The sequence below is a fragment of the Aeribacillus sp. FSL K6-8394 genome (assembly GCF_038008865.1).
In the GTDB taxonomy this organism is placed as follows: Bacteria; Bacillota; Bacilli; order Bacillales; family Aeribacillaceae; genus Aeribacillus; species Aeribacillus composti.
On the sequence record NZ_JBBPAA010000001.1, the window covers coordinates 1 to 23,558 of the forward strand.

Annotated in this window: 27 protein-coding genes; 16 read left to right on the plus strand and 11 right to left on the minus strand. The window is 39.1% G+C overall.

Going from position 1 to position 23,558, the window contains the following annotated elements:
* The coding region (locus NSR00_RS00005; protein ID WP_340786001.1) for a DUF4372 domain-containing protein at positions 1 to 558 on the minus strand (558 nt) is incomplete at its 3' end.
* A 246-nt stretch (positions 559 to 804) separates the two neighbouring features.
* Here NSR00_RS00005 and NSR00_RS00010 point away from each other — a divergent pair.
* Positions 805 to 2,418, plus strand: coding sequence for a putative polysaccharide biosynthesis protein (locus NSR00_RS00010; RefSeq protein ID WP_340786004.1), 1,614 nt, complete (start codon positions 805 to 807; stop codon positions 2,416 to 2,418).
* A gap of 5 nt (positions 2,419 to 2,423) precedes the next feature.
* Positions 2,424 to 3,170 carry a pseudouridine synthase gene (locus NSR00_RS00015; RefSeq protein ID WP_339194583.1) on the plus strand — a complete coding sequence of 249 codons (747 nt, stop codon included), beginning with the start codon at positions 2,424 to 2,426 and terminating at the stop codon, positions 3,168 to 3,170.
* Positions 3,171 to 3,349: 179 nt separating this feature from the next.
* Here NSR00_RS00015 and NSR00_RS00020 read toward each other — a convergent pair whose 3' ends face one another.
* From NSR00_RS00020 to NSR00_RS00030, 3 genes are all read right to left on the minus strand, one after another.
* Positions 3,350 to 3,571, minus strand: a complete 222-nt coding sequence (locus NSR00_RS00020) for a DeoR family transcriptional regulator (protein WP_063386591.1) — start codon at positions 3,569 to 3,571, stop codon at positions 3,350 to 3,352.
* 335 nt (positions 3,572 to 3,906) lie between these two features.
* Positions 3,907 to 4,059 (minus strand): hypothetical protein, encoded by a 153-nt coding sequence (locus NSR00_RS00025; protein WP_340786009.1) that lies wholly within the window; start codon positions 4,057 to 4,059, stop codon positions 3,907 to 3,909.
* A gap of 539 nt (positions 4,060 to 4,598) precedes the next feature.
* A complete protein-coding gene (locus NSR00_RS00030; RefSeq protein ID WP_340786011.1) occupies positions 4,599 to 5,900 on the minus strand; it encodes an NCS2 family permease in 1,302 nt (433 codons plus the stop codon).
* Between the two features lie 161 nt (positions 5,901 to 6,061).
* Here NSR00_RS00030 and pepV point away from each other — a divergent pair, with 161 nt between their 5' ends.
* Positions 6,062 to 7,456, plus strand: a complete 1,395-nt coding sequence (pepV, locus tag NSR00_RS00035; RefSeq protein ID WP_340786014.1) for a dipeptidase PepV — start codon at positions 6,062 to 6,064, stop codon at positions 7,454 to 7,456.
* A gap of 7 nt (positions 7,457 to 7,463) precedes the next feature.
* On the opposite strand, the gene NSR00_RS00040 is transcribed toward pepV, so the two are convergent.
* The 3 genes from NSR00_RS00040 to cysK form a co-directional block, all read right to left on the minus strand.
* Complete coding sequence (locus tag NSR00_RS00040) at positions 7,464 to 7,778, minus strand: DMT family transporter (protein ID WP_340786018.1); 315 nt, start codon at positions 7,776 to 7,778, stop codon at positions 7,464 to 7,466.
* Positions 7,775 to 8,113, minus strand: a complete 339-nt coding sequence (locus NSR00_RS00045) for a DMT family transporter (protein WP_066250651.1) — start codon at positions 8,111 to 8,113, stop codon at positions 7,775 to 7,777. The genes NSR00_RS00040 and NSR00_RS00045 overlap by 4 nt, the downstream gene beginning before the upstream one ends.
* 185 nt (positions 8,114 to 8,298) lie before the next feature.
* Positions 8,299 to 9,231 (minus strand): cysteine synthase A, encoded by a 933-nt coding sequence (cysK, locus tag NSR00_RS00050; RefSeq protein WP_340786022.1) that lies wholly within the window; start codon positions 9,229 to 9,231, stop codon positions 8,299 to 8,301.
* 126 nt (positions 9,232 to 9,357) lie between these two features.
* On the opposite strand from cysK, the gene thpR reads away from it, so the two are divergent.
* The 5 genes from thpR to NSR00_RS00075 all read left to right on the plus strand — a co-directional run bounded on the left by thpR (position 9,358) and on the right by NSR00_RS00075 (position 12,791).
* The gene (gene thpR / locus NSR00_RS00055) at positions 9,358 to 9,912 is read left to right on the plus strand and encodes an RNA 2',3'-cyclic phosphodiesterase (protein ID WP_340786025.1); all 555 of its coding nucleotides are present in this window, start codon (positions 9,358 to 9,360) and stop codon (positions 9,910 to 9,912) included.
* 24 nt (positions 9,913 to 9,936) lie between these two features.
* A complete protein-coding gene (locus NSR00_RS00060; RefSeq protein ID WP_340786028.1) occupies positions 9,937 to 10,326 on the plus strand; it encodes a CidA/LrgA family protein in 390 nt (129 codons plus the stop codon).
* The gene (locus tag NSR00_RS00065; RefSeq protein ID WP_340786031.1) at positions 10,323 to 11,009 is read left to right on the plus strand and encodes an LrgB family protein; all 687 of its coding nucleotides are present in this window, start codon (positions 10,323 to 10,325) and stop codon (positions 11,007 to 11,009) included. Before NSR00_RS00060 ends, NSR00_RS00065 begins: the two co-directional genes overlap by 4 nt.
* 24 nt (positions 11,010 to 11,033) lie before the next feature.
* Positions 11,034 to 11,798, plus strand: coding sequence for an NERD domain-containing protein (locus tag NSR00_RS00070; protein ID WP_340786033.1), 765 nt, complete (start codon positions 11,034 to 11,036; stop codon positions 11,796 to 11,798).
* 198 nt (positions 11,799 to 11,996) lie between these two features.
* On the plus strand, positions 11,997 to 12,791 hold the full coding sequence (locus NSR00_RS00075; protein ID WP_340789084.1) for a phosphotransferase family protein: 795 nt from the start codon (positions 11,997 to 11,999) through the stop codon (positions 12,789 to 12,791).
* Here NSR00_RS00075 and NSR00_RS00080 read toward each other — a convergent pair.
* On the minus strand, positions 12,775 to 13,053 hold the full coding sequence (locus NSR00_RS00080; RefSeq protein WP_063386609.1) for a YtzH-like family protein: 279 nt from the start codon (positions 13,051 to 13,053) through the stop codon (positions 12,775 to 12,777). The two genes, NSR00_RS00075 and NSR00_RS00080, sit on opposite strands and share 17 nt — an antisense overlap.
* A gap of 118 nt (positions 13,054 to 13,171) precedes the next feature.
* Between NSR00_RS00080 and trmB the strand changes: the two genes are divergently transcribed.
* Positions 13,172 to 13,813, plus strand: a complete 642-nt coding sequence (trmB, locus tag NSR00_RS00085; protein ID WP_063386610.1) for a tRNA (guanosine(46)-N7)-methyltransferase TrmB — start codon at positions 13,172 to 13,174, stop codon at positions 13,811 to 13,813.
* Positions 13,814 to 13,932: 119 nt separating this feature from the next.
* Here the strand turns inward: trmB and NSR00_RS00090 are convergent, their stop codons facing one another.
* Both NSR00_RS00090 and NSR00_RS00095 read right to left on the minus strand, forming a co-directional pair.
* Positions 13,933 to 14,715, minus strand: a complete 783-nt coding sequence (locus tag NSR00_RS00090; protein ID WP_340786038.1) for an arginase family protein — start codon at positions 14,713 to 14,715, stop codon at positions 13,933 to 13,935.
* A gap of 49 nt (positions 14,716 to 14,764) precedes the next feature.
* Positions 14,765 to 15,079, minus strand: a complete 315-nt coding sequence (locus NSR00_RS00095; RefSeq protein ID WP_063386612.1) for a PepSY domain-containing protein — start codon at positions 15,077 to 15,079, stop codon at positions 14,765 to 14,767.
* Between the two features lie 145 nt (positions 15,080 to 15,224).
* Here NSR00_RS00095 and NSR00_RS00100 point away from each other — a divergent pair, with 145 nt between their 5' ends.
* From NSR00_RS00100 to ytpR, 5 genes are all read left to right on the plus strand, one after another.
* The gene (locus NSR00_RS00100; protein WP_340786041.1) at positions 15,225 to 16,298 is read left to right on the plus strand and encodes a M42 family metallopeptidase; all 1,074 of its coding nucleotides are present in this window, start codon (positions 15,225 to 15,227) and stop codon (positions 16,296 to 16,298) included.
* A 24-nt stretch (positions 16,299 to 16,322) separates the two neighbouring features.
* Complete coding sequence (locus NSR00_RS00105; protein ID WP_340786043.1) at positions 16,323 to 16,844, plus strand: DUF84 family protein; 522 nt, start codon at positions 16,323 to 16,325, stop codon at positions 16,842 to 16,844.
* A gap of 91 nt (positions 16,845 to 16,935) precedes the next feature.
* Complete coding sequence (locus tag NSR00_RS00110; RefSeq protein ID WP_063386615.1) at positions 16,936 to 17,253, plus strand: thioredoxin family protein; 318 nt, start codon at positions 16,936 to 16,938, stop codon at positions 17,251 to 17,253.
* 33 nt (positions 17,254 to 17,286) lie between these two features.
* Positions 17,287 to 18,105, plus strand: coding sequence for a DUF1444 domain-containing protein (locus NSR00_RS00115; RefSeq protein ID WP_063386616.1), 819 nt, complete (start codon positions 17,287 to 17,289; stop codon positions 18,103 to 18,105).
* Positions 18,102 to 18,707 carry a YtpR family tRNA-binding protein gene (ytpR, locus tag NSR00_RS00120; protein WP_063386617.1) on the plus strand — a complete coding sequence of 202 codons (606 nt, stop codon included), beginning with the start codon at positions 18,102 to 18,104 and terminating at the stop codon, positions 18,705 to 18,707. Before NSR00_RS00115 ends, ytpR begins: the two co-directional genes overlap by 4 nt.
* Positions 18,708 to 18,808: 101 nt before the next feature.
* Here ytpR and NSR00_RS00125 read toward each other — a convergent pair whose 3' ends face one another.
* Positions 18,809 to 20,260, minus strand: coding sequence for a YfcC family protein (locus NSR00_RS00125; protein WP_340786046.1), 1,452 nt, complete (start codon positions 20,258 to 20,260; stop codon positions 18,809 to 18,811).
* A 419-nt stretch (positions 20,261 to 20,679) separates the two neighbouring features.
* Here NSR00_RS00125 and aceB point away from each other — a divergent pair, with 419 nt between their 5' ends.
* On the plus strand, positions 20,680 to 22,242 hold the full coding sequence (aceB, locus tag NSR00_RS00130) for a malate synthase A (RefSeq protein WP_445659568.1): 1,563 nt from the start codon (positions 20,680 to 20,682) through the stop codon (positions 22,240 to 22,242).
* A 30-nt stretch (positions 22,243 to 22,272) separates the two neighbouring features.
* Entirely contained in the window at positions 22,273 to 23,556 is a 1,284-nt protein-coding gene (gene aceA / locus NSR00_RS00135) for an isocitrate lyase (protein WP_063386619.1), read from the plus strand.
* Positions 23,557 to 23,558 lie beyond the last annotated feature (2 nt).

Here is a 23,558-nt window from a genome sequence, read left to right on the forward strand (position 1 = left end):
AATAAATACCTCTAGTTGACCTCGATCGTGTTCAATGGCGTTCGTCAAAACTGCTTTGTCCGGATATGAGTACCCTTTTTCCATGAAAACCAGGCGCAAGTGTAACTTGACACCTGACTTTGTTTTTCGAAACTCGGCCCACTTATGGTTGGTCAAATTCAGAGGTAACGTACTCGAAACAATGATTTTGAGTGGCATTGTCATTTTTCTTCGCGTTTGAAAATGAGTTTTCTGATGAATTTGTTCCACTAAATCGAGAAAAATCGTTTGAAAGAAAACGGTTGGAATCACATTGATTCGTCTTCCTAACTGTGAAAAGCTAATCGATTGTAATCCTGTTGCTCGCTGTAATTCTTCGGAGAAGACCGCATCGCTTAATGCACGCAAACTCTCTGTTTCATGAAGCCCTGCATATAAAAGGAGTTTCACAAAAGAAGCCATATAAAGCTTCTTGGTATAGCGATTTAATTGATGGCTTTCCACTAATTCTGTAAATAATGAAGAATTAATCGGTGAAAACCATTGTTCAAAAGATGTTTTTCGTGTAAACTTATTCATGCTATGCTCCTTTATATTGGATTTGGATAGGTTACTACCACCAAACCATTATAAAGGATTTTTTTATGGAGAAGTTTACTAACAGAATATTCTGTAATATTAATCGAATTGTATAATTTTAATGCGACGCTAGTGTAAAAAGATGAATTTTTGAATTCAATGAGTGATGACTATATCTTAGTTCCTAGTGAATGTGGTAAAATGTTATAGTTGAAAATTTTTGTTAGAAACAATGGTGAGCAAAAGATGTCGGATAAATTATTAAGAGGGACGTTTATTTTAACATTAGGTACATATATTTCAAGGATTTTAGGAATGATTTATGTCATTCCGTTTTTCGCGTTGGTTGGAGAAACGGGAAGTGCTTTGTATCAATATGGATATGTTCCGTATACGATTTTTTTAAGCATTGCGACAATGGGATTTCCTATGGCCATTTCAAAATTTGTCGCAAAATATAATTCCATTGGTGATTACGAGACAAGCCGCAGAATGTTTCGATCTGGGATGCTGTTTATGCTTCTTGGAGGAATTTTCACTTGTTTTATTTTATTTGTGACTGCGCCTTTCTTTGCGGAACACCAGCTTGGCCAACAGGAGCTGCAAGGTGTGACAGTTGAGGATGTCACATATGTTATACGAATGGTCAGCCTTGCGCTTATAGTTGTTCCGATCATGAGTTTAATACGAGGTTTTTTTCAAGGGCATCAGTCGATGGGCCCGACGTCCGTTTCCCAAGTAATAGAACAGCTAGTGCGCATCATTTTTTTGCTTGTTTCCAGCTATATCATTTTAAAAGTATTACATGGCGATATCATTACAGCGGTGGGTTATGCGACATTTGCCGCCTTTGTTGGCGCCATCGGCGGGCTGTTCGTCCTTTTTTTGTATTGGATGAAAAGAAAAAATTCCTTATTGGCGATGCAGGAGAACAAAATTGAACCTTCCGGCATTTCCACGAAGCAAATGTTTCTCGAGGTGTTCAGGTATGCCGGTCCGTTTGTATTTGTCGGACTAGCTATTCCTTTATATCAATTTGTCGATTCTTTTACGTTTAATAAAGCTATGATTCAGGCGGGAGAAGGCGAAAGAGCGCAAGAATTATATGCCATGGTCAATTTTTTAGTGAATAAAATTGTCATGATTCCTGTTTCTTTAGCAACCGCTTTTGGCTTAACGCTCGTGCCGGCCATTACAAATGCGTTCACGAATCAAAACTTTCCGTTTGTTAGAAGACAAATTGACCAAGCGTTTCAAACATTAATGTTTCTCGTTCTCCCTGCATCCATTGGGATCATTATTCTTTCCGAACCAATCTACATGTTTTTTTATAATGACAATGAAACAGGTGCGAGCATTTTAGCTGCCTATGCACCGATCGCTTTGCTTTTTTCTTATTTCACTGTTTCAGCCGCCATTTTGCAGGGGATTAATAAACAAAAATTGGCTGTCATCAGCCTTGCATTCGGTCTTCTGCTAAAAATTTGTTTAAACAGCTGGCTTATCACGCAGTTTGGTGCATACGGTTCGATTATGGCAACTGCGATCGGGTTTCTTGGCTCGCTCATATACGGATTAATGATGATTCGCCTTCATACAGGCTACTCGTATAAAAGATTTTGGAAAAGAACAATATTTACGGGAATTTTGGTCATCTGTATGTCAATTGTCGTTGTAGCGTTTTCCTCTCTCTTCACTGTCTTTTTTGATTACCATGCAAGTAAAACAAATGCCGCCATCATGGTTGGAATTGCTGCATTATTAGGAGCAGGTTCGTATTTTTGGCTGGCTAAGCAATCAGGATTCCTAAAAGTTATTTTTGGAACTAGATTTTTAAGTAAGAGGAAGGAAAGGGGGTAGATAATATGCGTATTGATAAACTATTAGCACATGCTGGCTACGGCAGCAGAAAAGAAGTAAAAAAGCTGCTAAAGGAACGGGCCGTTCATGTTAATGGAGAAGTGGTGACGGATCCGAAAACAAATGTCGACCCGAATAAACAAGAAATCATCATTAACGGTGAACAGGTGTTGTACAAAGAACATGTTTATTTCATGATGAACAAGCCAGCTGGTTTTTTATCTGCTACAGAAGACAACGTCCAAAAGACTGTGGTCGATTTGCTTGATCCGGAAGATCTTCGCTATAATCCCTTTCCTGTCGGCAGGCTTGACAAAGATACCGAAGGGCTATTGCTGTTAACATCGGACGGACAGCTTGCCCATCAATTAACATCGCCCAAGAAAAATGTTCCTAAAAAATATTTTGCGGAAGTTATTGGTCTAGTGGCAGAGGAAGATGTCGAGCGGTTCAAAGCAGGTGTAAAACTTGATGACGGTTATGTTACAAAGCCTGCCTTGCTTGAAATTATTAAGGCAGACGACATTTCTGAAGTTTTTGTCACCATAACGGAGGGGAAATACCATCAAATTAAGCGGATGTTTTCTGCTGTCGGAAAAAAAGTGAAATATTTAAAACGAATCCAAATGGGAACGCTTGAACTAGATCAAACATTGCAAACAGGGGAATATCGAGAACTGACAAAAGAAGAATTAGAACAACTGCGATCGATTCAAGGGCAGCCGGGCGATTCAGCCGATTTTCCTTTGTAGTTTGAAAAACGTTCAAATTGAACTTCCGTTTTTTAAAAAGGCGGACAAACTGGCGCCGAAAAAGGTGGAAATTGCTTGCAACAGCAGACAAAAAGGGGCTGAGACCAAAAGTTATGTAACTTTTGGATCAGCCCCATATATGTATGTGAACGAATAACCAAATTTTCTTTTTTTAGTAGCTAGGATGACATCTTGACCTTCTTGTTAGTCGTTGCCCATTTTCCTCTTGCAGGACTGTGCACTAAATCGTTATATGCTAACACGTTTAAATCCCTCTGAATCGTTCTGGGGGTAATACCAAATTCATCGACAAGCTCTTGAGTTGTTACTGTACCCCTTTCATGAATGAACATGTAGACGGATTTGATTCGGGTTAGCATACGGTTTGTTGAAGGTTTCAAAAAACCACTCCCTATCATTTAATGCATCGAAATCACAAACCTACATACTCTTCAATGTCCATGCATTAGATGTCATACTCCTAAAGTGGTACAATTCCATTATACACAATTTACATGTAAACTTTCCAGTGTGTTCATAAAATTCACATAATATTTACAATACTTACCTCTCATAGGCCGATTTAACAGCTTGAACTGACCCCAGTCGAATAGACAAATAGTGAAGTGATGATTCCTTCAACCGGTAAAAAAGGTTCCATTGGTGATTAGAAAGCTTGATGAATGCAAAAAAACCCACCGTTGGAGTTTTCAAAAATCTACAAATTATCTTTTTCTTAAATACCTTTGTTAAGCAATTCAGATGCAAACAATAAAACGATGCCTAAATAGATGAAAGGCAAATCCTTGCCGCCAAAATCGATAAGCAATGAAAAAACGATGTAAAATACAAGGGCAATGCCTAAAGAAATATTAAAAATTATTTCCAAGAAAATCACTCCAATGATGATACATTAGTATTTTTTTCATTTTACCACTCCCTCTTTTTTAAGAGAGACGCAAAATCTATTGAAAAGTTCCGAAAAAATAATAAATATTTCTTAGTGTTGTTTATTGTTTTAACTTTATCGGCATTTTTTACTTTGTCTTCCATTCGTTTTTTTACCTGTTGCCTAGTGTTAAAGGTTTTTTAAATAGTTGGCAATTTTCAAGATATTTTTGCTTTTCTAATAGAAAATGGTTCATTGCAGTCCAATAAGCTATTACTGCAAACAAAAGCATTTTCTCAACTGTTTTCGCATTCAGAACTCCTTCGAATCTTGATACATAGAAAAGCTCATTTGGTGAACGACGAAACGGTGTTACGCAAAGATTTTCGAATGTTTATACATAGAAAAACTCCCCTTAAGGCAAAACAGATTGCTCTACCTTAAGGGGTTCATATCAGCTTAGAGAGGCATCTCCAATTTCAAAAGCCCGATATCCATTTTTTATTATTATAGATTTTCCTTTTGGGAAAGCCTCTTAATTAATGACCTCCCAGGAAAAAGAGCTGGATGAAAAATAGTACGGCGAAAATGTACAAAAATGGATGAACCTCTTTCCATTTTCCTTTCATGACTTTCATGAGAGGATAAGAGATAAATCCGAGCGCAATTCCAGTTGCAATACTTGATGTAAGCGGCATGCTTAAAATGACTAAAAAGGCTGGAAATGCTTCATCTATTTCTTTCCAATTAATTTCGGCAATTGAGCCCATCATTAAGCTTCCAACTATAATTAACGCAGGTGCTGTAATCGCTGAAATGCCGGACACAGCTGCAACGATCGGACTGAAAAATGCAGCAACACCAAACAATACGGCAACGGTTAAAGTTGTCAATCCAGTTCTACCGCCAGCAGCTACTCCTGAAGAAGACTCAATGTAAGCACTCGTCGGAGTTGTTCCGAGCATAGCCCCTGCTGTTGCTGCTATTGAGTCAGCCAGAAGGGCTTTGCGTGCGTTCGGCATTTCATCCCCTTTCATTAAACCTGCTTGTTTGGCAACGCCGATCATTGTTCCAGTTGTGTCAAAAATGGTCACTAATAAAAAGGAAAAGACGACTGCAAATAAACCATGTTGAATCACATCCCCAATTGCATCAATCGGGTTGGCGATTATAATGCCTTCCGGCAGTTTTGGAATTGAAACAATTCCTTGGTCAAACGATAATTGTCCGGTAAAAAATGCGATGATGCCGGTACAAATCATTCCGATAAAAAGTGCACCATGAACATTCAAGCTCATTAAGATAAGAGTTATAGCAAGGCCGACAAGAGCGAGAACGACGGAAGGAGAATGCAGATCCCCAAGAGTCACTAAATTTTGCGGATGATCGGTGATCAGCCCGGTCATTCTTAATCCGATAAACGCAATAAATAAGCCGATGCCGGCGGTAATTCCATTTTTTAAATTGTTTGGAATGGCCTCGATTATTTGTTTACGAAACGGAGTTAGCGAAAGAATAATAAACAGGATGCCTGCAAGAAATACTGCTGAAAAGGCAATTTCATAATTAACTTTTTCCGCCCCAACAACTGTATAGGCAAAATATGCGTTCATTCCCATACCTGGAGCGATCGCTATCGGATAATTTGCCGAAAGCGCCATCCATAAAGTACCGATGATCGTGGCAACAACTGTCGCTGTAAACACTTGATCAAACGGAACGCCTGCTTCCGATAAGATAATTGGGTTGACAACAACGATATATACCATTGTTAAAAAGGTGGTTAAACCGGCAATAATTTCAGTTTTAACATTTGTTCCGTGTTCTTTTAGTTTAAACATATGATACCTCCAATTAAATACGAACATTTTATAAAAACATATATATAATATTCGTTTTTTGACTTTTTTGCAAGAAGACAACCACATTTTTTTTGCTGAAAAAAAAAGAGAATCTTTATGTTACACTTAAATAATAAGAGAAAGAAAGGATCGAACGTATCATGAACTGGATGGATGAAGTGTTAAAAAGAAAAGAAGAAATTATTTTAGAAACACAAAAATTTCTTCAAATCAAAAGTGTGCTCGATGAAAAAACAAAACAAATTGGAGCACCGTTTGGCAAAGGAATTAAGCAAGCGTTAGAACATCTTTTGCAAAAAGGGGAAAAAGACGGGTTTCAAGTCAAAAATTTAGACGGATATGCCGGTCATATTGAAATGGGAAAAGGAAAGGAAATCGTTGGCGTCCTCTGCCATGTTGATGTCGTGCCAGAAGGGGACGGCTGGTCATTTGATCCTTACGGCGCAACGATCCATGATGGGAAAATATATGCCCGCGGTGCGTTGGATGATAAAGGGCCGACGATGGCAGTATACTACGCCATGAAAATTGTAAAAGAATTAGGTCTTCCGTTATCTAGGCGGGTGAGAATGATCATTGGCACTGATGAAGAAAGTGACTGGCGCTGTGTCGATCATTACTTTAAGCATGAAGAAATGCCTGACATCGGATTTGCGCCAGATGCTGATTTTCCAATTATTTATGCAGAAAAAGGGATAATCGATGCAGTGTTTACGGTGAACAGCGTGAATAAACATGCAGCAGGAAAATATGTGTTAAAAAGCTTTTCTTCCGGCAGACGGTTTAACATGGTTCCTGATTTTGCGAAAGCTGTGCTTGGAAATGTCCAAAATTTCTCAGAGGTTGAAAAAAGCTTTAAGCAATTTTTATCAGCATCACAATTAAAAGGTCGAATGTATCAAAATGAAGAAGGTGCAGTCGCCGAGCTTGAAGGGATATCCGCTCATGCGATGGAACCTGATAACGGAAAAAATGCCGGGATTTATTTGGCGAATTTTTTGTCAGCATTGCCGCTGGATGGCGAAGGAAAAGGCTTTGTTGATTGGATTAATCGTTATTTTTATCAAGATACAAGAGGGAAAAAGCTGGATATCTTAACACAAGATGAAGTAAGCGGTGAGTTAACGGTGAATGTCGGAATTATTCATTACGAAAAGGGGAAAGAGAAAACCGTTAGCATTAATATCCGCTATCCTGTCACAAAAAAAGGGAGCGAGATTAAAGAAAAACTAGAAAAAATAGCTGGTTGCCAGCTTATTCACTTTTCCGATTCAGCTCCCCATTACGTAGAACAAAATCATCCGCTTATTCAAACATTGAAAAAAGTGTATGAAGAGCAAACAGGGCAAAAAGCGGAGCTCATCTCCATCGGCGGCGGCACTTATGCCAGATCTCTCAAGGCAGGAATCGCCTTTGGTCCGTTGTTTCCGGGAAGGGAAGATATCGCTCATCAAAAAGACGAATACATTTATGTTGAAGACCTGTTAAAAGCGACAGCCATCTACGCTCAAGCGATTTATGAATTAGCCAAATAAGTGTCCTTTAGTCTACTAGCTTCAGCCCAATAACAGAAACGATAATTAAGGCGATAAATGTTATTCTCCATTTGTCTTTCGGTTCATCGAATACATACATGCCGACGAGCGTGCTGCCGACAGTGCCGATACCTGTCCAGACTGCATAGGCAATGCTCATCGGAATTTCATTCATCGAAAGCGATAAAAAATATAAGCTTAAAATAAATCCGCCAATTAGCATAAAGAAGGATGAGAAGCTTGGCGACGAGTTCATTTTTGTTAATCCTGTTACGCCGATGACTTCGCAGCATCCTGCAATAATTAAAAATATCCAGCTCAAGATTTGTCACCTTCTTTTGCTTCCAATTTGCTTGTTTGATATTTCAGCCCGATGATTCCGCAAATTAGCGACAAAATAAATACCATTTTCATCGGGCTGAAATGGGCGTCGAATAAAATAATCTCACATAAAATGGTTCCTAAAGTGCCGAGTCCGACAAATATTGTATATACCGTTCCTGTCGGCAATTTTTTAGTTAAATAAAGAAGCAGCAAAAAACTTATGCAAATAGAGATCACGGTTAGCATCCATTCCAAAACATTGTTTGAGTGCTTTAAGCCGATGACCCACGCCACTTCAAAAATCGCCGAAACAACGATTAAAAACCAGTTCATAAACAAATTCCCCCTTTCAATATCAATCAAAAAAGCCTGCGAGAAACCATAAGGTCATTCTCCCAGGCTTTTATCCTTCCGTGTACACAGCAATTTGTGCGTTTTCTCTCGGACCAGTCCCTAGAAAACTTTACATATTGGATTCAATTATCTCACAGAAGCAGCAAAAAGGCAATTATAAACGGTTATTCAAATAAGAACAAATCGCTTGATAAATAGCGTTCGCCTGTATCAGCCGTCATGCACACGACAACATCATCAGGAGATAATCTTTTTGCAACTTGAATTGCGGCAAAACATGCAGCACCTGATGAAGGTCCCACTAATATAGCTTCTTCCTTGGCGAGTCTGCGGGTGATTTCGTACGCTTCATCGTCCTTCACTTTGTGTATTTCATCATAAATGTTCGTGTTTAATGTTTTAGGGATAAAGCCAGGACTTGTTCCGACAAGTTTATGCTTGCCAGGACTGCCCCCGGATAAAACAGGTGACCCAGCAGGCTCGACAACGTGAATGGTCATCTCAGGAAAATATTTTTTTAACGTTTCTCCCGTGCCGGTGATTGTTCCTCCTGTTCCAGACGTTGCAACAAAAGCGGAAAGCGGTTTTCCTATTTCTTTCATTGCTTCGACAATTTCTAAAGCTGTTGTTTTCCGGTGGGCATCTGGGTTGGCAGGGTTTTCAAACTGCATCGGTATGAAGCTGTTCGGTATTTCCTTTGCCAGTTCTTGCGCCTTTTTAATCGCACCGGGCATTTTCTCGTCCCCAGGCGTTAATACAACTTCAGCTCCGTATGCTTTCAGCAAATTGATCCGTTCTTCTGTCATGGTGTCCGGCATGACAATAATTGCCCGATATCCTTTGGCGGCCGCATTCATGGCGAGCCCAATGCCAGTGTTGCCGCTTGTCGGTTCAATAATTGTAGCTCCCGGTTTTAACAAACCTTGTTTTTCAGCTTCTACGATCATATTATAAGCAGCTCTGTCCTTAACGCTGCGGGTAGGATTAAAATACTCAAGCTTTACATAAATATCTGCGCCGTTTTTCGGGCTAATTCTGTTTAATTTGACTAATGGAGTTTCTCCTATTAAATCAGCGATATTATGAACTACGCGCATCCAAAACACTTCCTTTTGATATAGTCCATCCATATCATATCATAATTTATACGGACAGAAAAACTCGGATATACAAAGAATGCGCAGTTTTTGCTACAATATGTTCGAAAGTGAGGATAGAAAAAAATGCAAAAACATTATTTTCTTGCATTGGATGTTCCGATTGAAACGGCAAAAAGTATTACAAAATGGATATCGGCGAATCAAGATCGGTGGCACTTTTCGCGTTACGTCCATCCTTTTGACTATCATGTAACATTAGTGTTTTTAGGGAATGTTGATGCAAAGAGGCTTGCTTTGCTGTCTGAAAGCTTGCTAGAGCCCTGCCGGAAAATTCCGTCTTTTTCACTTGAACTTTCAGAGGCAGAAATTTTTGGGAAACGAGAACATCCGCGAATTTTATGGGTAGGCGTGAAAGAAAACGAGTTATTATACCAGTTGCGAAATGAGGTTTATAATACGTGCAAAGCTTTCGATTTCTCTTTAGATGAACGTCCGTTTAGACCTCATATTACTGTTGCTAGAAAATGGGAAGGGCAGCTTTCATTTTCCTTGGAGGAGAAAAGCGATCCATATTTGTTAAACGAACATATTCATGTGGGTTCTGTTACTTTATTCCAAACGAATATTGACCAAACGCCTAAATATGAAGCGATCAAACAAATTCCTCTTGGAGGATAATGAGAGGAGTAAGGGGTAAAAAAATTGAAAATATTTAATTTGATATGGCAAATAGGTTTGTTGTATGTCATTTATGTTATTGGCACGTTCCTTCAAAAATTGTTTCATTTAATGATTCCAGGAAGCATTATAGGCATGTTGATTCTTTTCGCTCTTTTGCATTACGAGCCTTTTCAAAATTTAGTGAAAGACGGATGCTCTTTTTTAGTCAAGCATCTTGCCCTTTTATTTATTCCTGCGACAGTTGGGGTGATGGAATATTTTTCGCTGTTCCAATCAAAAGGTATCTGGACAGTATTCATTGTCATTATTAGCACGGTGCTGGTGATGTCCATTTCATCTTTCGTCAGCCAGATGACCGCTGCCAAAAAAAAGCAGGCTGCTTTGCAGAATGGGAGTGATCAAAGCTTATGAAAATAATAGTCTCCATCTTAATGATACTTGCTACAGTGCTGATTTATTGGCTAATGGTTAAATTGTACAATAAAATCCATATTCCATTATTAGTTCCGATTGCCACTTCAACATTTGTCATCATTAGTTTATTGATTACATTTCATATTTCGTATCATACGTACATGTATGGAGGAAAATGGATTGATGAGCTTCTAGGCCCTGCCGTAGTCGCGCTGGCATTCCCGCTGTACAAGCATCGATCAACATTGAAAAAGTACGCTGTATCAATTGTTTTGAGCGTTGTCGTCGGTACGATTATCGGGCTGTGTTCAGGAATTATGATGGCTGTTTTATTCGGAATAGATAAGGAACTGATTCTTTCGCTTGCGCCCAAATCGGTCACTTCGCCGATAGCTATGGATATCACAGACATAATTGGAGGTAATCCTACCCTTGCTGCAGTTTATGTCATGATAGCAGGAATATTTGGTGCGATGTTTGGACCTTATTTATTGAAATTACTTCGCATACATCATCCAATTGCTATTGGGATCGGATATGGTACAGCTTCCCACGGAATTGGTACAGCGAAGGCAGCAGAATACGGCAGTCTGGAAGGAGCAATCGGTTCGATTTCGATGACGTTAAGCGCTATATTTGCTTCTATTATCTGCCCGTACGTTGTTCAGCTATTTTTGTAGAGATAAAGAGGAGATGACGCGATCTTGGCTCAGTTGATTAAAATGGAGGATTATATATCAAGGTATGAAATAGATCTAAATCGTTATGCCAATCAATTTATCCGCTTGAAAAAACAACAGTGGGAAGAAATTAAAAAAAGGTTTGAGAGTATCCAATTTGCTCATTCAACCTTAGATAGTGAAAAACAATTGTTTTTAGATCGGATTTTCAACTCCCAGCTTGTATGGGCAAGCTCTACCATTCGGGAAATTTCCCCGATGGATGAAGCTTTTGAAAAGGATTCGCTGCTCAAATATTTTTTGCAGCGGTTTCCTGACACTTATTTTGTCATGTATTATCCGATTTTTCTTATTAAAAAAGCCTCTGTCCAAGGAGAAATTATCATCATTCGGCCAACAGATATCGTATGCCTTACCGCATTAGAATATAAAGAAAACAACGTATTAATCGGTACAAAACAGAAATTTTGGCTGAAACGGGACGATCAAGGCGAGAAAAAAATATTATCTCCCATTATCGGATTGGAGCGGACAGCAAATATAGTAAAACAGATTTTATCAAATGCGGAGGTTGACTTTCCAATTCGAAAAATATTATTAAACAGAACGGGATATATACATGCTTCAGAGCTGCCGGCAGATATTGAAATAATTGATGTGAGAAGCTACGACGACTGGTTTCAAAATATGCGGCGCCAGCCTTCTCCTTTTAAAAATATGCAACTAAAAGCTGTAAAGGCTCTTTTAGCATCATGTGCAACAAATGCGGTAAAACGATTTAATGAATGAATTTTTTGAAAATGTTCGATTACATGTTGTTCTTTATGGAAGTATGAGGGTATGTTTTTACTTTTTCTTGACGAAAAAGACTGTTAGAAGATAAAATTTATAATGGATAGCTATTGGAAACATCTTATTCAATTCAATAGCTGTCTTTTTTATTGCGCAGGGTGAATCTACTAACGAAATGTGGGCTTGAAATTGAAGGTGAATTGGTTGGAAGACGTATTAGGTAGCGATTGGGAAATATCTCCGGCAGGAGGAGCGACAGGAGAAGCCTTTTATGCTGAAAAAAATGGAAAAAAACTGTTCTTAAAACGCAATTCTTCGCCGTTTTTAGCTGTTTTGTCAGCGGAAGGAATTGTTCCTAAGCTCGTTTGGACGAAAAGAATGGAAAACGGTGATGTGATTACGGCGCAGCATTGGCTAAACGGGCGCGGTTTAAAACCGAAAGATATGAAAAACGAGCACGTTGCGGAGCTCCTAAAGAAAATCCATCGGTCGTATGAACTACTTGATATGTTAAAACGTTTAGGAAAAGAGCCGCTCTCGCCTGAAACGCTGCTCGAAAATGTAAAAAAAGCAGCGGATTTGGAGCTTTTGGAGCTTCCGGTTATTCGACAAGCACTATGTTATTTGGAACAAAATGTGACAGAGGTGCAGCATAAAGAAGCTGTTGTTTGCCATTGTGATATTCATCATAACAACTGGCTTTTATCTGAGGACAACCAATTGTATTTAATCGATTGGGATGGAGCAATGATTGCCGATCCGGCGATTGATTTAGGAATGCTGTTATATACTTACATTCATGAAAGTGAATGGGATGAATGGCTGAAAAAATACGGAGCTGATTTAACGGACGATTTAAAAGTTCGCATGCATTGGTATATGTTAGCTCAAGTCATTTTGTCCATCTCTTTTTTGAGAAAGAAAAACTATGAAAAAGAAATGGCGGAGCAGCTGGAATTTTTAAATGCTTTGCTTAGGAAAGGGCATTGATATCCTCAAGCCATTGAGTCAACTGCCCTTGATGTGAGGCGATAAAATCGGTTATATCGCTGGAATTTTTCCCGTTTTGGCAATAAGTATATATTGTTTCAAGCGATTGCTTTAACTGATCATTAACTTCAGCATTGGCCATTAATGACCGAATGAGGCGCTCTAATTGCTCATATTCCGCTACTGATCCGCAGCATTCACTTTCATGTTCAGATAAAATATCTTTCAGAAGCATCAGTTGATCACGATAATTCAATTGCATTCATTCTCACCCCATTTCTTTATTGATTAGAATATACATCATTTCGATTTCTATACAATAAAGAGCCGTTCAGTATACGGCTCTTTTGACATAGTAAAAAAATAAACAGAGGTGGAATATGCGTTTAAGAAATAAGCCTTGGGCCGGAGATTTTTTAAGAAATCATCCCCAATTTGTTATACAGCAGCCTTTTGAATGGAAAGGGAAATGGAACGATTTGTTCGGGAATGAGCATCCCGTTCATATAGAAGTCGGCACCGGCAAAGGACAGTTTATTGTCGGTATGGGGAAGCAAAATCCGCATATTAATTATATCGGCATTGAGCTTCAGGAAAGCGTCCTCGTCTCGGCTTTAAAAAAATTAAAAGAAGAGGAACTTCCGAATGTAAAGCTTATGAACGTAAATGCGAGCCAGTTAGCTGAAATTTTTGCGAAAGGCGAGGTTGAGCGAATCTATTTAAATTTTTCAGATCCTTGGCCAAAAAAACGCCATGCAAAGCGGCGCTTGACACATCATTCCTTTCTTTCCATTTTTGAGAGCATTTTAGCTGATGAAGGTGAAATTCATTTTAAAACGGATAACCAAAGGCTGTTTGAATATTCGCTTGTCAGTTTTTCCGAATACGGATTTTTATTGAAATGGGTAAGTTTAGATCTTCACCAAAGTGATTTTACAGACAATGTAATGACGGAATACGAAGAGAAATTTTCCAAAAAAGGACAAAAGATTTATAGGGCGGAAGTGAAATTGCGAAAGTGAAAATTCGGTAAAGACAAACATCCCTGCACGATAGTGTGCGGGATGTTTTTTTGATAAAAAATGGAATCTTCGAGGGATGAATCTTCTGCACTCTTCAGTCTTTTGCTTAAGCAAAAACTTTAGGCGAATTGATTTGTTTCGTACACGTGAGGATTCCGTAAGCACATTTTTAAAATGTTCAGATTTATCGTTTCATTTTTATTCATCATTCGATCTTCGAGAAAGGAGAAAGCCAGTCTTTTACGCGGCGCCTCGCCGCAAACATCGAGGCCGATCACTTTTTTTTCATTTAATATTGTCCGCAAATAAAAAAGCAATGTTGCAGCACTCATTGTACCTTGATCCCAGTTTGTCACCGCCTCCCCTTTTTTTAAAACATCCTTGTCGATGCTAATATAAACAAAATCATTTTGTATTTGTTGAATTTGTTGTAAAATATACGGATGATTTTCAGGTGTATACGGGATGACCTTGACTTTTTCTATTTCTTGTTTTTCTGTCCATTTTGGACCGATGATAATGGCTTTTGTTAAAAAAGGATTGTCTTTTAGCGCAAAAGATAACCATGAGCCGCAAGAAATTGGCATGTTCCTCCCGATTGCAGAATCGTCTAAGTCTGTATGATGGTCAAATAGAAGAAGGGTAAACGGAAGTTTTATTTCATTCAACAGGAGATATGTAACATAGTGATAATCGCCGCTGCCGATGAACGTAATTCCTTTTTGCTTGCGGTTCAACAGCTTTCTTTTTATTACTTTTAACGATTGTCCGTCACAAAACAGCCGGGTTCCTTCTAAATCAGTGAAATCAATGCATTCGTGAGAATACGATTGTAATTTTCTTTGATAATGGTATGTTTCATCAAAATGTAAAATCGTCACACCTTTTTTAACAATCCCCATTTTTTTCACTCCCCAAAGAGACAAAGAAATTTGTTTTCTCTGTTTCTTGTTAAGAGGAAAGCTGATTTACATGTAAAATGGTTCCGCTCGATGCATCGACAATAACTTCAAACTGTTCAGTTTTCCCTTTATAAAAACGGCTGATTCCTGCCTCATACACTTTATAAGATATATCATTTTTTTCATAATCTTGCGGGATGGTGTAAATCCAGGATCCGTTGATCGGGCCTTTTTGTTTAAAAGCTTTTTTCACCGATTCAAGTGCTTTTTCCGGCGAAAGAAACGGCTTTTTATATTCGTTTTTTAATACATATCCGACGGCAATCCCTGCTGCGAAGCCGATCAGGAAATTTTTCCATTTCACAATCTTCCCTCCTTAAACAATTTACTATTAGTATAACGCAGTTTTGTTACATTTGTGGAATATACATTCATCATTCGCTAAAATAAGTTTATACATATTTTGTGTACGTGATGGTCTAAATTAAGCTAAAGAAGGGGATATAAACATGAACAACGAAACGTTGGATTTATTTAAAACATTAACAGAGCTGCCGGGTGCATCAGGCAATGAACACGCTGTTCGCTCATTTATGCGCAAAGAGCTAGAAAAATATGCAGATGAGATCGTTCAAGACAAACTCGGCAGCATTTTTGGAGTGAAAAAAGGCAGTGAGGATGGACCAACTATAATGGTTGCAGGCCATATGGACGAGGTAGGCTTTATGGTCACATCTATTACAGAAAATGGAATGATCCGCTTTCAACCGCTGGGAGGATGGTGGAGTCAGGTTTTGCTGGCGCAGCGCGTGCAAATTATAACTGAACGCGGTCCGGTGATCGGCGTGATCGTATCCATCCCTCCGCATTTGCTCAATGAGGAAGTTCGGAAAAAGCCGATGGAGATTAAAAATATGCTGATTGATATCGGCGCTGATAATCGCTCAGATGCGGAAGCCATAGGAATCAAGCCAGGACAGCAAATTGTTCCGGTCTGCCCGTTTACGCCGATGGCTAATTCGAAAAAAATTTTGGCAAAAGCTTGGGACAACAGGTATGGATGCGGGCTGGCCATTGAGCTGTTGAAAGAAGTGAAAGATGAAACATTGCCAAACGTTTTGTATTCTGGAGCGACTGTCCAGGAAGAAGTAGGGTTAAGGGGAGCGCAAACGGCCGCCAATTTGATTAAGCCGGACATCTTTTTTGCATTGGATGCGAGTCCTGCCAACGACATGAGCGGGGACAAAAACGAATTTGGTCAGCTTGGAAAAGGAGTTCTGCTGAGAATTTATGATCGGACAATGGTCACTCATAGGGGAATGCGGGAATTTATTCTTGACACAGCTGAAACAAACAATATTCCATATCAATATTTTACATCCCAAGGCGGAACAGATGCAGGCCGAGTACATATTTCTGGCAGCGGTGTGCCTTCAGCGGTAATCGGAATATGCGCCCGATATATTCATACTCATGCTTCGATGATCCATGTCGATGATTATTTAGCAGCAAAAGAATTGCTTGTGAAGCTCATAAAAGCTTGCGATCGATCCACTGTTGAAAAGATTAAGCAAAACGTTTAACATAAAACATTCCGGAGGGCAAAAATGAATGTCGCAATCGGATCGAAAAACCTGGCGAAAATCAATGCGGTGAAGGAGACCTTTTCTCTTTTGGAGGAGAAGAACATAGAATTCATCTCAGTTGATGTTCCATCCGGGGTTTCAACGCAGCCATTTTCCAATGAGGAAACATTACAGGGGGCATTAAATCGGGCAAAAAATGTCTTTGAAAAAGTTAAACCGGATCTTTCGGTTGGTCTTGAGGGAGGTGTGGATGTTACATCTCGCGGATTGTTTTTATGCAATTGGGGTGCATTAATTGATAAAGATGGAAATGAATATATTGCTGGAGGGGCGAGAATCCCGCTCCCGAATGAATTTCTTGAACCGTTGAAAAAAGGCTTGGAGCTTGGAGATGTAATGGATGCATATGCGAAAAAAAGAAATGTGAGACATCGAGAAGGAGCAATCGGAATCTTTACAAACGGCTTTATCGACCGGAAAGAAATGTTTGCACATATCGTGAAGCTGTTAATAGGACAATATCAATTTTCCAAAAAAAATTAACTTTGATCGGCTCAGGCATGCGAGTTAGTAGCTTTTTTTGCTGAGATTTGTTACGATGCCAATGAAAAAAGATAAAAGGAGACTTTTAGAGATGGAAAACATTCAATCTGTTGATCATTTTTGGGAGCTTACGAAAGGAAAAAATGCTTTATTTGTATTTTCGGCTGATTGGTGTCCAGATTGCGGGTTTATTAAGCCGCATCTTCCTGAATTGGAAAAGGAGAATCCGCAGTTCGCATTTTATTATGTCGATCGGGATGAATATATCGATTTATGCGCAGAATTAAATGTTTTTGGCATCCCAAGCTTTATCGCATTTAACGAGGGAAAAGAGATCGGACGCTTCGTCAGCAAAGATCGGAAAACAAAAGAGGAAGTTCAGCAATTTTTAGATGGCTTAAATCTTTAATATAAAGAAAATAAAAAGGAGATGATCAGCCTTATGAATTCTGAACAAATGGTCGAATTGTTAAAAGAGAAGTTAAATGATTACTCATTTCACTTTTCATTTAATCGAAAAAAGGATACGTTAAGAATCGAAGATCCAGAATTGAAAAAAGGGCTGACACTCTCCTTGCCAGGTATTATTTCAAAATGGAACGAAAAAAAAGAAAAAGCGATTGATGAATTCGTTTATTACATAACCGAGTCTCTCTCAGCTATGAAAAATGAAGGTGCATTAAGCGGCAAGGAAAAACAGATTTATCCTGTCATTCGCTCAACTTCCTTTCCGGTTGAGTCGAATGGCGTTCCTCTTATTTTTGAGGATCATACTGCTGAGACCCGCATTTATTATGCCCTTGATCTCGGAAATTCGTATCGCCTAATTGATGAACAGATGATGAAGAAGGAGAATTGGACGCGCCAGCAATTGAAGGAAATGGCTGCCTTTAATTTGCGTTCATTGCCGACAAAAGTAAAAGAAGATAAGGTCGCAGGCAATGTTTTTTATTTTTTTAATTCAAATGACGGCTACGATGCCAGCAGGATTTTAAATGAGTCAATTTTAAAAGAATATGAATCAAAAGTTCAAGGGGATATGACTGTCAGCGTCCCTCATCAAGACGTGCTGATCATAGGCGACATTCGAAATGAAACGGGTTATGACGTGCTGGCACAGCTGACGATGAGCTTTTTTACAAATGGGAGGGTGCCGATTACGGCTTTATCCTTTATTTATGAAAACAAAAAGCTCGAACCGATCTTTATTTTGGCAAAAAACCGCAGAAAACTGACGAAAGGAGACGATGACAAGCAATGAATGTATTTTACAATAAAGAAGGAATCGGCGATGTACTCATCATCTCTTTAAAAGATATACCGTATGAACAGAAGCGGTTTGAAAGAAAAGGAGATGTTGTAAAAATATTTGATGCTGAAACTAATGAAACAGCAGGCTTCAACATTTTTCAGGCAACTTCTTATTTTTCGCTTGACGGAAACGGCCAATTAGATGTAACGGCAGAAATGGTGGAAAAGATCAATCAAACAATTGCGCAAAACGGTTTTTCAGATAAGCTGGAGGCGGATTTATCACCGAAATTTGTCGTTGGCCATGTATTGGAAAAAGAAAAGCATCCGAACGCTGACAAATTAAGTGTATGCAAAGTCGATGTGGGGGATGAAGTGCTTCAAATTGTTTGCGGGGCACCGAATGTTGCGGCTGGACAAAAAGTTGTTGTTGCAAAGGTAGGAGCGGTTATGCCAAGCGGAATGGTGATAAAAGAAGCTGAACTAAGAGGCATTTCCTCGAGCGGCATGATCTGTTCGGCAAAAGAATTAAACCTGCCCAATGCACCAAAAGAAAAAGGGATTCTTGTATTGGAAGATAGTCGAAAGCCAGGGGAGCCGTTTTTTAAGTAAAAATGCGATAAAATTTCAAAAAAACACGCGGAAAACATTTTGTTTGCCGCGTGTTTTTTATATGATGATTTATTAATTTTTGACTCATTTTAAATCATGATTCAACCGTTCCACTGAATGAAATGAGCGGTGATCAGGAAAATAGCAGATAATCCAAACCAAATTAAAAATAATGGTACATAAAAGCGAACCCATTTTTGCCATGAAACTCCAGCTAGTGCTAGTGCAGCCATAAAATATCCTGAAGTTGGAAATAATATGTTGCCTAGCCCGTCTCCAAATTGGTAGGCCAAAACAGCTGTTTGTCTCGTAACTCCGATTAAATCAGAAAGCGGAGCTAAAATCGGCATAGTAACTAATGCTTGTCCGCTGCCTGACGGAATTAAAAAGCTAAATAGCATTTGGACAATAAACATCCCAATGACACTAAATGTTCCTGGTATTTCGCCTACTATCGTTCCTAGTGTATGGACAATGGTGTCCATTATTTGTCCGTCTTCCATAACTACTGATACTGCTCTGGCAATACCAACAATGATTGCCCCAACTAAAACTTCACGAAAACCGTCATTAAATGCTTCGCAAATATCGTTTAATGTTAATCCAGCGATCAGGCCTACAACCACACCCATTATAATGAACAGTCCAGCCATTTCTAACATAAACCAGCCTTGAGTTAAAACACCGTACACTAATAAGACAAAAAAGGATAACAAGGCAAAAGAAGCAGCTTTTTGTTTTTTATTCATTTCATTCCTTTTGGACACAGATTGATTGAAGTACATATTCCTTTTAGCTTGATCATCTTTATATACTAAGCTTGCTTCAGGATTCTTTTTAACTTTTTTAGCATATTGCATAATGTAAATCATTCCTGCTAAAACAAAGACAACGAAAGCCGCTATGCGAAATTCTATACCTGAGTATATTGGAAGTCCTGCAATTTTTTGACCTAAACCAGTATTAATAGGGTTAAGAAAGCCTGTCATAAAACCAGCAGTAGTTGCAACTAAAGCAACCGCCGCCGCCACCATTGAATCAAATCCTAAAGCAATAAATAGGGGGAGAATTACAGGTATATAAACTAAACTCAGTTCTTGCGTTCCAATTAAACTGCATATAATTGCGAATACAGTCATTAAAACTGGAATTAACACAATACCATTGGAAGCAAATGTTCTTGCTAGTTTCTCTACTCCTATTTCTATAAGTCCTGTTTTTCGAATAACGGCAAATATACCGCCGATGATCAAAGTGAAAAAAACGACATCACTTGCTGCAACTAAACCTTTTGGGACTGCCATCATAAATTCAACAGGACTTACAGGTGCTGCTTCAACAAAATCAAATGAGTTTGGATCAATCGTTGTTCTTCCTTCAGGTCCTGGAATACGTTCATAAACGCCAGCAGGTACAAAATAAGTAGCGGCTGTAGCAAGAATTATTAAAACAAACAATATGACATAAATATGAGGCATTCTTAATTTCTTTTTCTCCAATTGTGGTTCTTGATTAATAAAAGCTGCATTTTTTACACCTTTTTCAGCTTCCATTTTTTATCCCTCCTCCTCTGTTTGTGACACTTTATGTTCGTTTTTATAACATAATAATTTGTGGTAGCTATTCTGTCATTGGTTATTTTCACTGAAAATCAACTATTTTTTTGTAAAATCTATTAAATTTTACAATTATTTTAATTTGAAAAACGAAATCATGTTATAAAAAGTAACATAAAATTATGTAAGTCTTCAAAAAGTGCTGATTGATATAGAGGTTTGTATCGGATGTACGAGCGAAAAAGGTGAAGTTAATAAATACTTATTGAATGTGATAAGAAAACGAAAACAACGAATTTTCAAAAAAGTCTTCCAATCTGTATCAATCTGTTATATATTAAAAATGTAATTTAAAAACTGTTTTATAACAAGGTAGGTGAGGAAACGTGAAAGCTAGTGCAGCATCCAGGCTGGAAGTGAAGGGAACTCTTCTTCCTTCTTACAAGGAGATTTTAACGAACGAAGCCCTTCAGTTCGTCGAAAAGCTTGAACAAACATTTGGTTCAAGAAGAATCGAGCTGCTTGAACTGAGGAAAGAACGGGAAAGGCGAATTAATGAAGGGGAGAAGCCGTCGTTTTTAAAGGAGACGGAACATATTCGAAAAGGGGACTGGACGATACCGCCTGTTCCAAAAGATTTGCAGGATCGCAGAGTTGAAATTACTGGACCTGTCGACCGGAAAATGATTATCAATGCCTTAAATTCAGGCGCAAAAGTTTTTATGGCGGACTTTGAAGATGCCACATCACCGACTTGGGAAAATATTGTGGAAGGACAAATTCACTTAAGGGATGCGGTCAACAAAACGATTGAATATGTGAATGAAAACGGAAAGGTATATAAGCTGAATGAAGAAACGGCAACGCTGATCGTGCGGCCGAGAGGACTCCATCTAGAAGAAAAACATGTCCTATTGGACGGAAAACGGATTTCAGGCAGTCTGTTTGATTTTGGCCTTTATTTCTTCCACAATGCAAAAGAACTGATCAAAAGAGGAAGCGGACCTTACTTTTATTTACCGAAGCTGGAAAGCCACTTAGAAGCCAGATGGTGGAACGATGTTTTCTGTTTCGCGCAAGATGAATTGGGGGTAAAGCGTGGGACGATTAAAGCAACCGTTCTGATTGAAACGATATTGGCCGCGTTTGAAATGGACGAAATATTATACGAGCTGAAAGAGCATTCAGCTGGATTGAATTGCGGCAGATGGGATTACATTTTTAGCTATCTGAAAAAATTCCGAAACGATCAAAACGTCATTTTACCTGATCGGGCGCAAGTAACGATGACGGTTCCGTTTATGAGGGCGTATTCTCTGCTCGCGATTAAAACGTGCCATCGCCGGAACGTTCATGCCATTGGAGGAATGGCAGCGCAAATTCCGGTTAAAGATGATCCGGTGAAAAATGAAGAGGCGTTCCAAAAAGTGCGCGCTGATAAAGAGCGGGAAGCGAAAGATGGACACGATGGCACATGGGTGGCACATCCTGCGCTTGTACCGGTTGCCAAAGAAATTTTTGACCAATATATGAAACAACCTAACCAGATTGATAAACAGCTAGATGTTGAGATTTCAGCAGAACAGCTTCTTGAAGTCCCGGAAGGAACAATTACAGAGCAAGGATTAAGAACGAACATTGATGTCGGCATTCGTTATCTTGCATCATGGCTTTCTGGAAGAGGAGCTGCTCCTATCCACAATTTGATGGAGGATGCTGCAACGGCAGAAATTTCAAGGGCACAGGTATGGCAATGGATTCGTCATCCAAAGGGGGTGTTGGAGGACGGACGGAAAGTTACAATAGAGCTTTATGAAAAAATCAAGCAGGAAGAGCTGGAAAAAATAAAACAAGAGTTTGGTGAAGAAGCCTATCAAAAAGGGCGTTTTGATGAAGCGGCGAAATTGTTTGATGAGCTTGTGAGAAATGATGAATTCGTAGATTTTCTGACACTTCCAGGCTATGAAAGATTAAATTAAAAAATATTTCAAATAAAGGGGAGAGAAAAGATGACATTACAAGAAAAAGCGAGACAATTGCAAGAAAGCTGGGAGAAAGATGAACGCTGGAAAGGGATTACACGCCCTTATTCGGCTGAAGATGTGTTGAAGCTTAGAGGTTCCATTGAAATCGAATATACTCTTGCCAGAAGAGGAGCAGAAAAATTTTGGAATTTAATGAAAACTGAGGAATACGTAAATGCCCTCGGAGCTTTGACAGGAAATCAAGCTGTCCAACAAGTAAAAGCCGGATTAAAAGCAATTTACTTAAGCGGCTGGCAAGTGGCAGCAGATGCTAATCTTGCGGGGCAAATGTATCCGGATCAAAGCTTGTATCCTGCTAACAGCGTGCCGCATGTCGTAAAGCGGATTAATCAAGCTTTGCAGCGTGCAGATCAGATCCATCATATGGAAGGGGATCATTCAATCGATTGGTTCGTTCCAATTGTTGCGGATGCTGAAGCTGGATTTGGCGGTCAGTTGAACGTTTTTGAATTGATGAAGGCGATGATTGAAGCAGGAGCAGCTGCTGTTCACTTCGAGGATCAATTGTCTTCTGAGAAAAAATGCGGCCATTTAGGCGGAAAAGTTTTGCTCCCGACACAAACAGCTATTCGCAATTTGATTGCTGCAAGACTGGCTGCTGATGTGATGAATGTTCCGACTGTTATCATTGCTCGCACTGACGCCAATGCGGCTGATTTGATCACAAGCGACATCGATGACAGGGATAAAGAGTTTATTACTGGGGAACGGACACAGGAAGGATTTTTCCGCACTCGCGCTGGTCTTGATCAAGCGATTGCTAGAGGTTTGGCATATGCGCCATACGCAGACATGATTTGGTGTGAAACATCTGAACCTAATTTGGAAGAAGCACGGAAGTTTGCTGAGGCTATTCATAAAGAATTCCCAGGCAAGTTATTGGCATATAACTGCTCGCCTTCCTTTAACTGGAAGAAAAAACTTGATGACGATACTATCGCACGTTTCCAAAAGGAAATTGCTTCTTACGGCTACAAGTTCCAATTCGTTACTTTAGCTGGATTCCATGCATTGAATTACAGCATGTTTGAACTTGCACGCAAGTATAAAGATCATGGAATGGCTGCCTACTCTGAACTTCAGCAAGCCGAATTTAGAAGCGAACAGTATGGTTATACAGCAACACGGCATCAGAGGGAGGTTGGAACTGGTTATTTTGATGAGGTTGCCCAAGTGATTACTGGAGGTACTTCTTCTACAACCGCTTTAAAAGGGTCTACGGAAGCTGAACAATTTACCACAACTTAATT

Coding starts and splice junctions, on each gene's coding strand:
- NSR00_RS00115 (WP_063386616.1), top strand. CDS start 17,287: ATGAATTCTGAACAAATGGTCGAATTGTTAAAAGAGAAGTTAAATGAT.
- NSR00_RS00105 (WP_340786043.1), top strand. CDS start 16,323: ATGAATGTCGCAATCGGATCGAAAAACCTGGCGAAAATCAATGCGGTG.
- NSR00_RS00015 (WP_339194583.1), top strand. CDS start 2,424: ATGCGTATTGATAAACTATTAGCACATGCTGGCTACGGCAGCAGAAAA.
- NSR00_RS00065 (WP_340786031.1), top strand. CDS start 10,323: ATGAAAATAATAGTCTCCATCTTAATGATACTTGCTACAGTGCTGATT.
- NSR00_RS00100 (WP_340786041.1), top strand. CDS start 15,225: ATGAACAACGAAACGTTGGATTTATTTAAAACATTAACAGAGCTGCCG.
- ytpR (WP_063386617.1), top strand. CDS start 18,102: ATGAATGTATTTTACAATAAAGAAGGAATCGGCGATGTACTCATCATC.
- NSR00_RS00125 (WP_340786046.1), bottom strand. CDS start 20,260: ATGGAAGCTGAAAAAGGTGTAAAAAATGCAGCTTTTATTAATCAAGAA.
- NSR00_RS00030 (WP_340786011.1), bottom strand. CDS start 5,900: ATGTTTAAACTAAAAGAACACGGAACAAATGTTAAAACTGAAATTATT.
- NSR00_RS00080 (WP_063386609.1), bottom strand. CDS start 13,053: ATGCAATTGAATTATCGTGATCAACTGATGCTTCTGAAAGATATTTTA.
- trmB (WP_063386610.1), top strand. CDS start 13,172: ATGCGTTTAAGAAATAAGCCTTGGGCCGGAGATTTTTTAAGAAATCAT.
- NSR00_RS00090 (WP_340786038.1), bottom strand. CDS start 14,715: ATGGGGATTGTTAAAAAAGGTGTGACGATTTTACATTTTGATGAAACA.
- thpR (WP_340786025.1), top strand. CDS start 9,358: ATGCAAAAACATTATTTTCTTGCATTGGATGTTCCGATTGAAACGGCA.
- NSR00_RS00110 (WP_063386615.1), top strand. CDS start 16,936: ATGGAAAACATTCAATCTGTTGATCATTTTTGGGAGCTTACGAAAGGA.
- cysK (WP_340786022.1), bottom strand. CDS start 9,231: ATGCGCGTAGTTCATAATATCGCTGATTTAATAGGAGAAACTCCATTA.
- pepV (WP_340786014.1), top strand. CDS start 6,062: ATGAACTGGATGGATGAAGTGTTAAAAAGAAAAGAAGAAATTATTTTA.
- NSR00_RS00010 (WP_340786004.1), top strand. CDS start 805: ATGTCGGATAAATTATTAAGAGGGACGTTTATTTTAACATTAGGTACA.
- aceA (WP_063386619.1), top strand. CDS start 22,273: ATGACATTACAAGAAAAAGCGAGACAATTGCAAGAAAGCTGGGAGAAA.
- NSR00_RS00045 (WP_066250651.1), bottom strand. CDS start 8,113: ATGAACTGGTTTTTAATCGTTGTTTCGGCGATTTTTGAAGTGGCGTGG.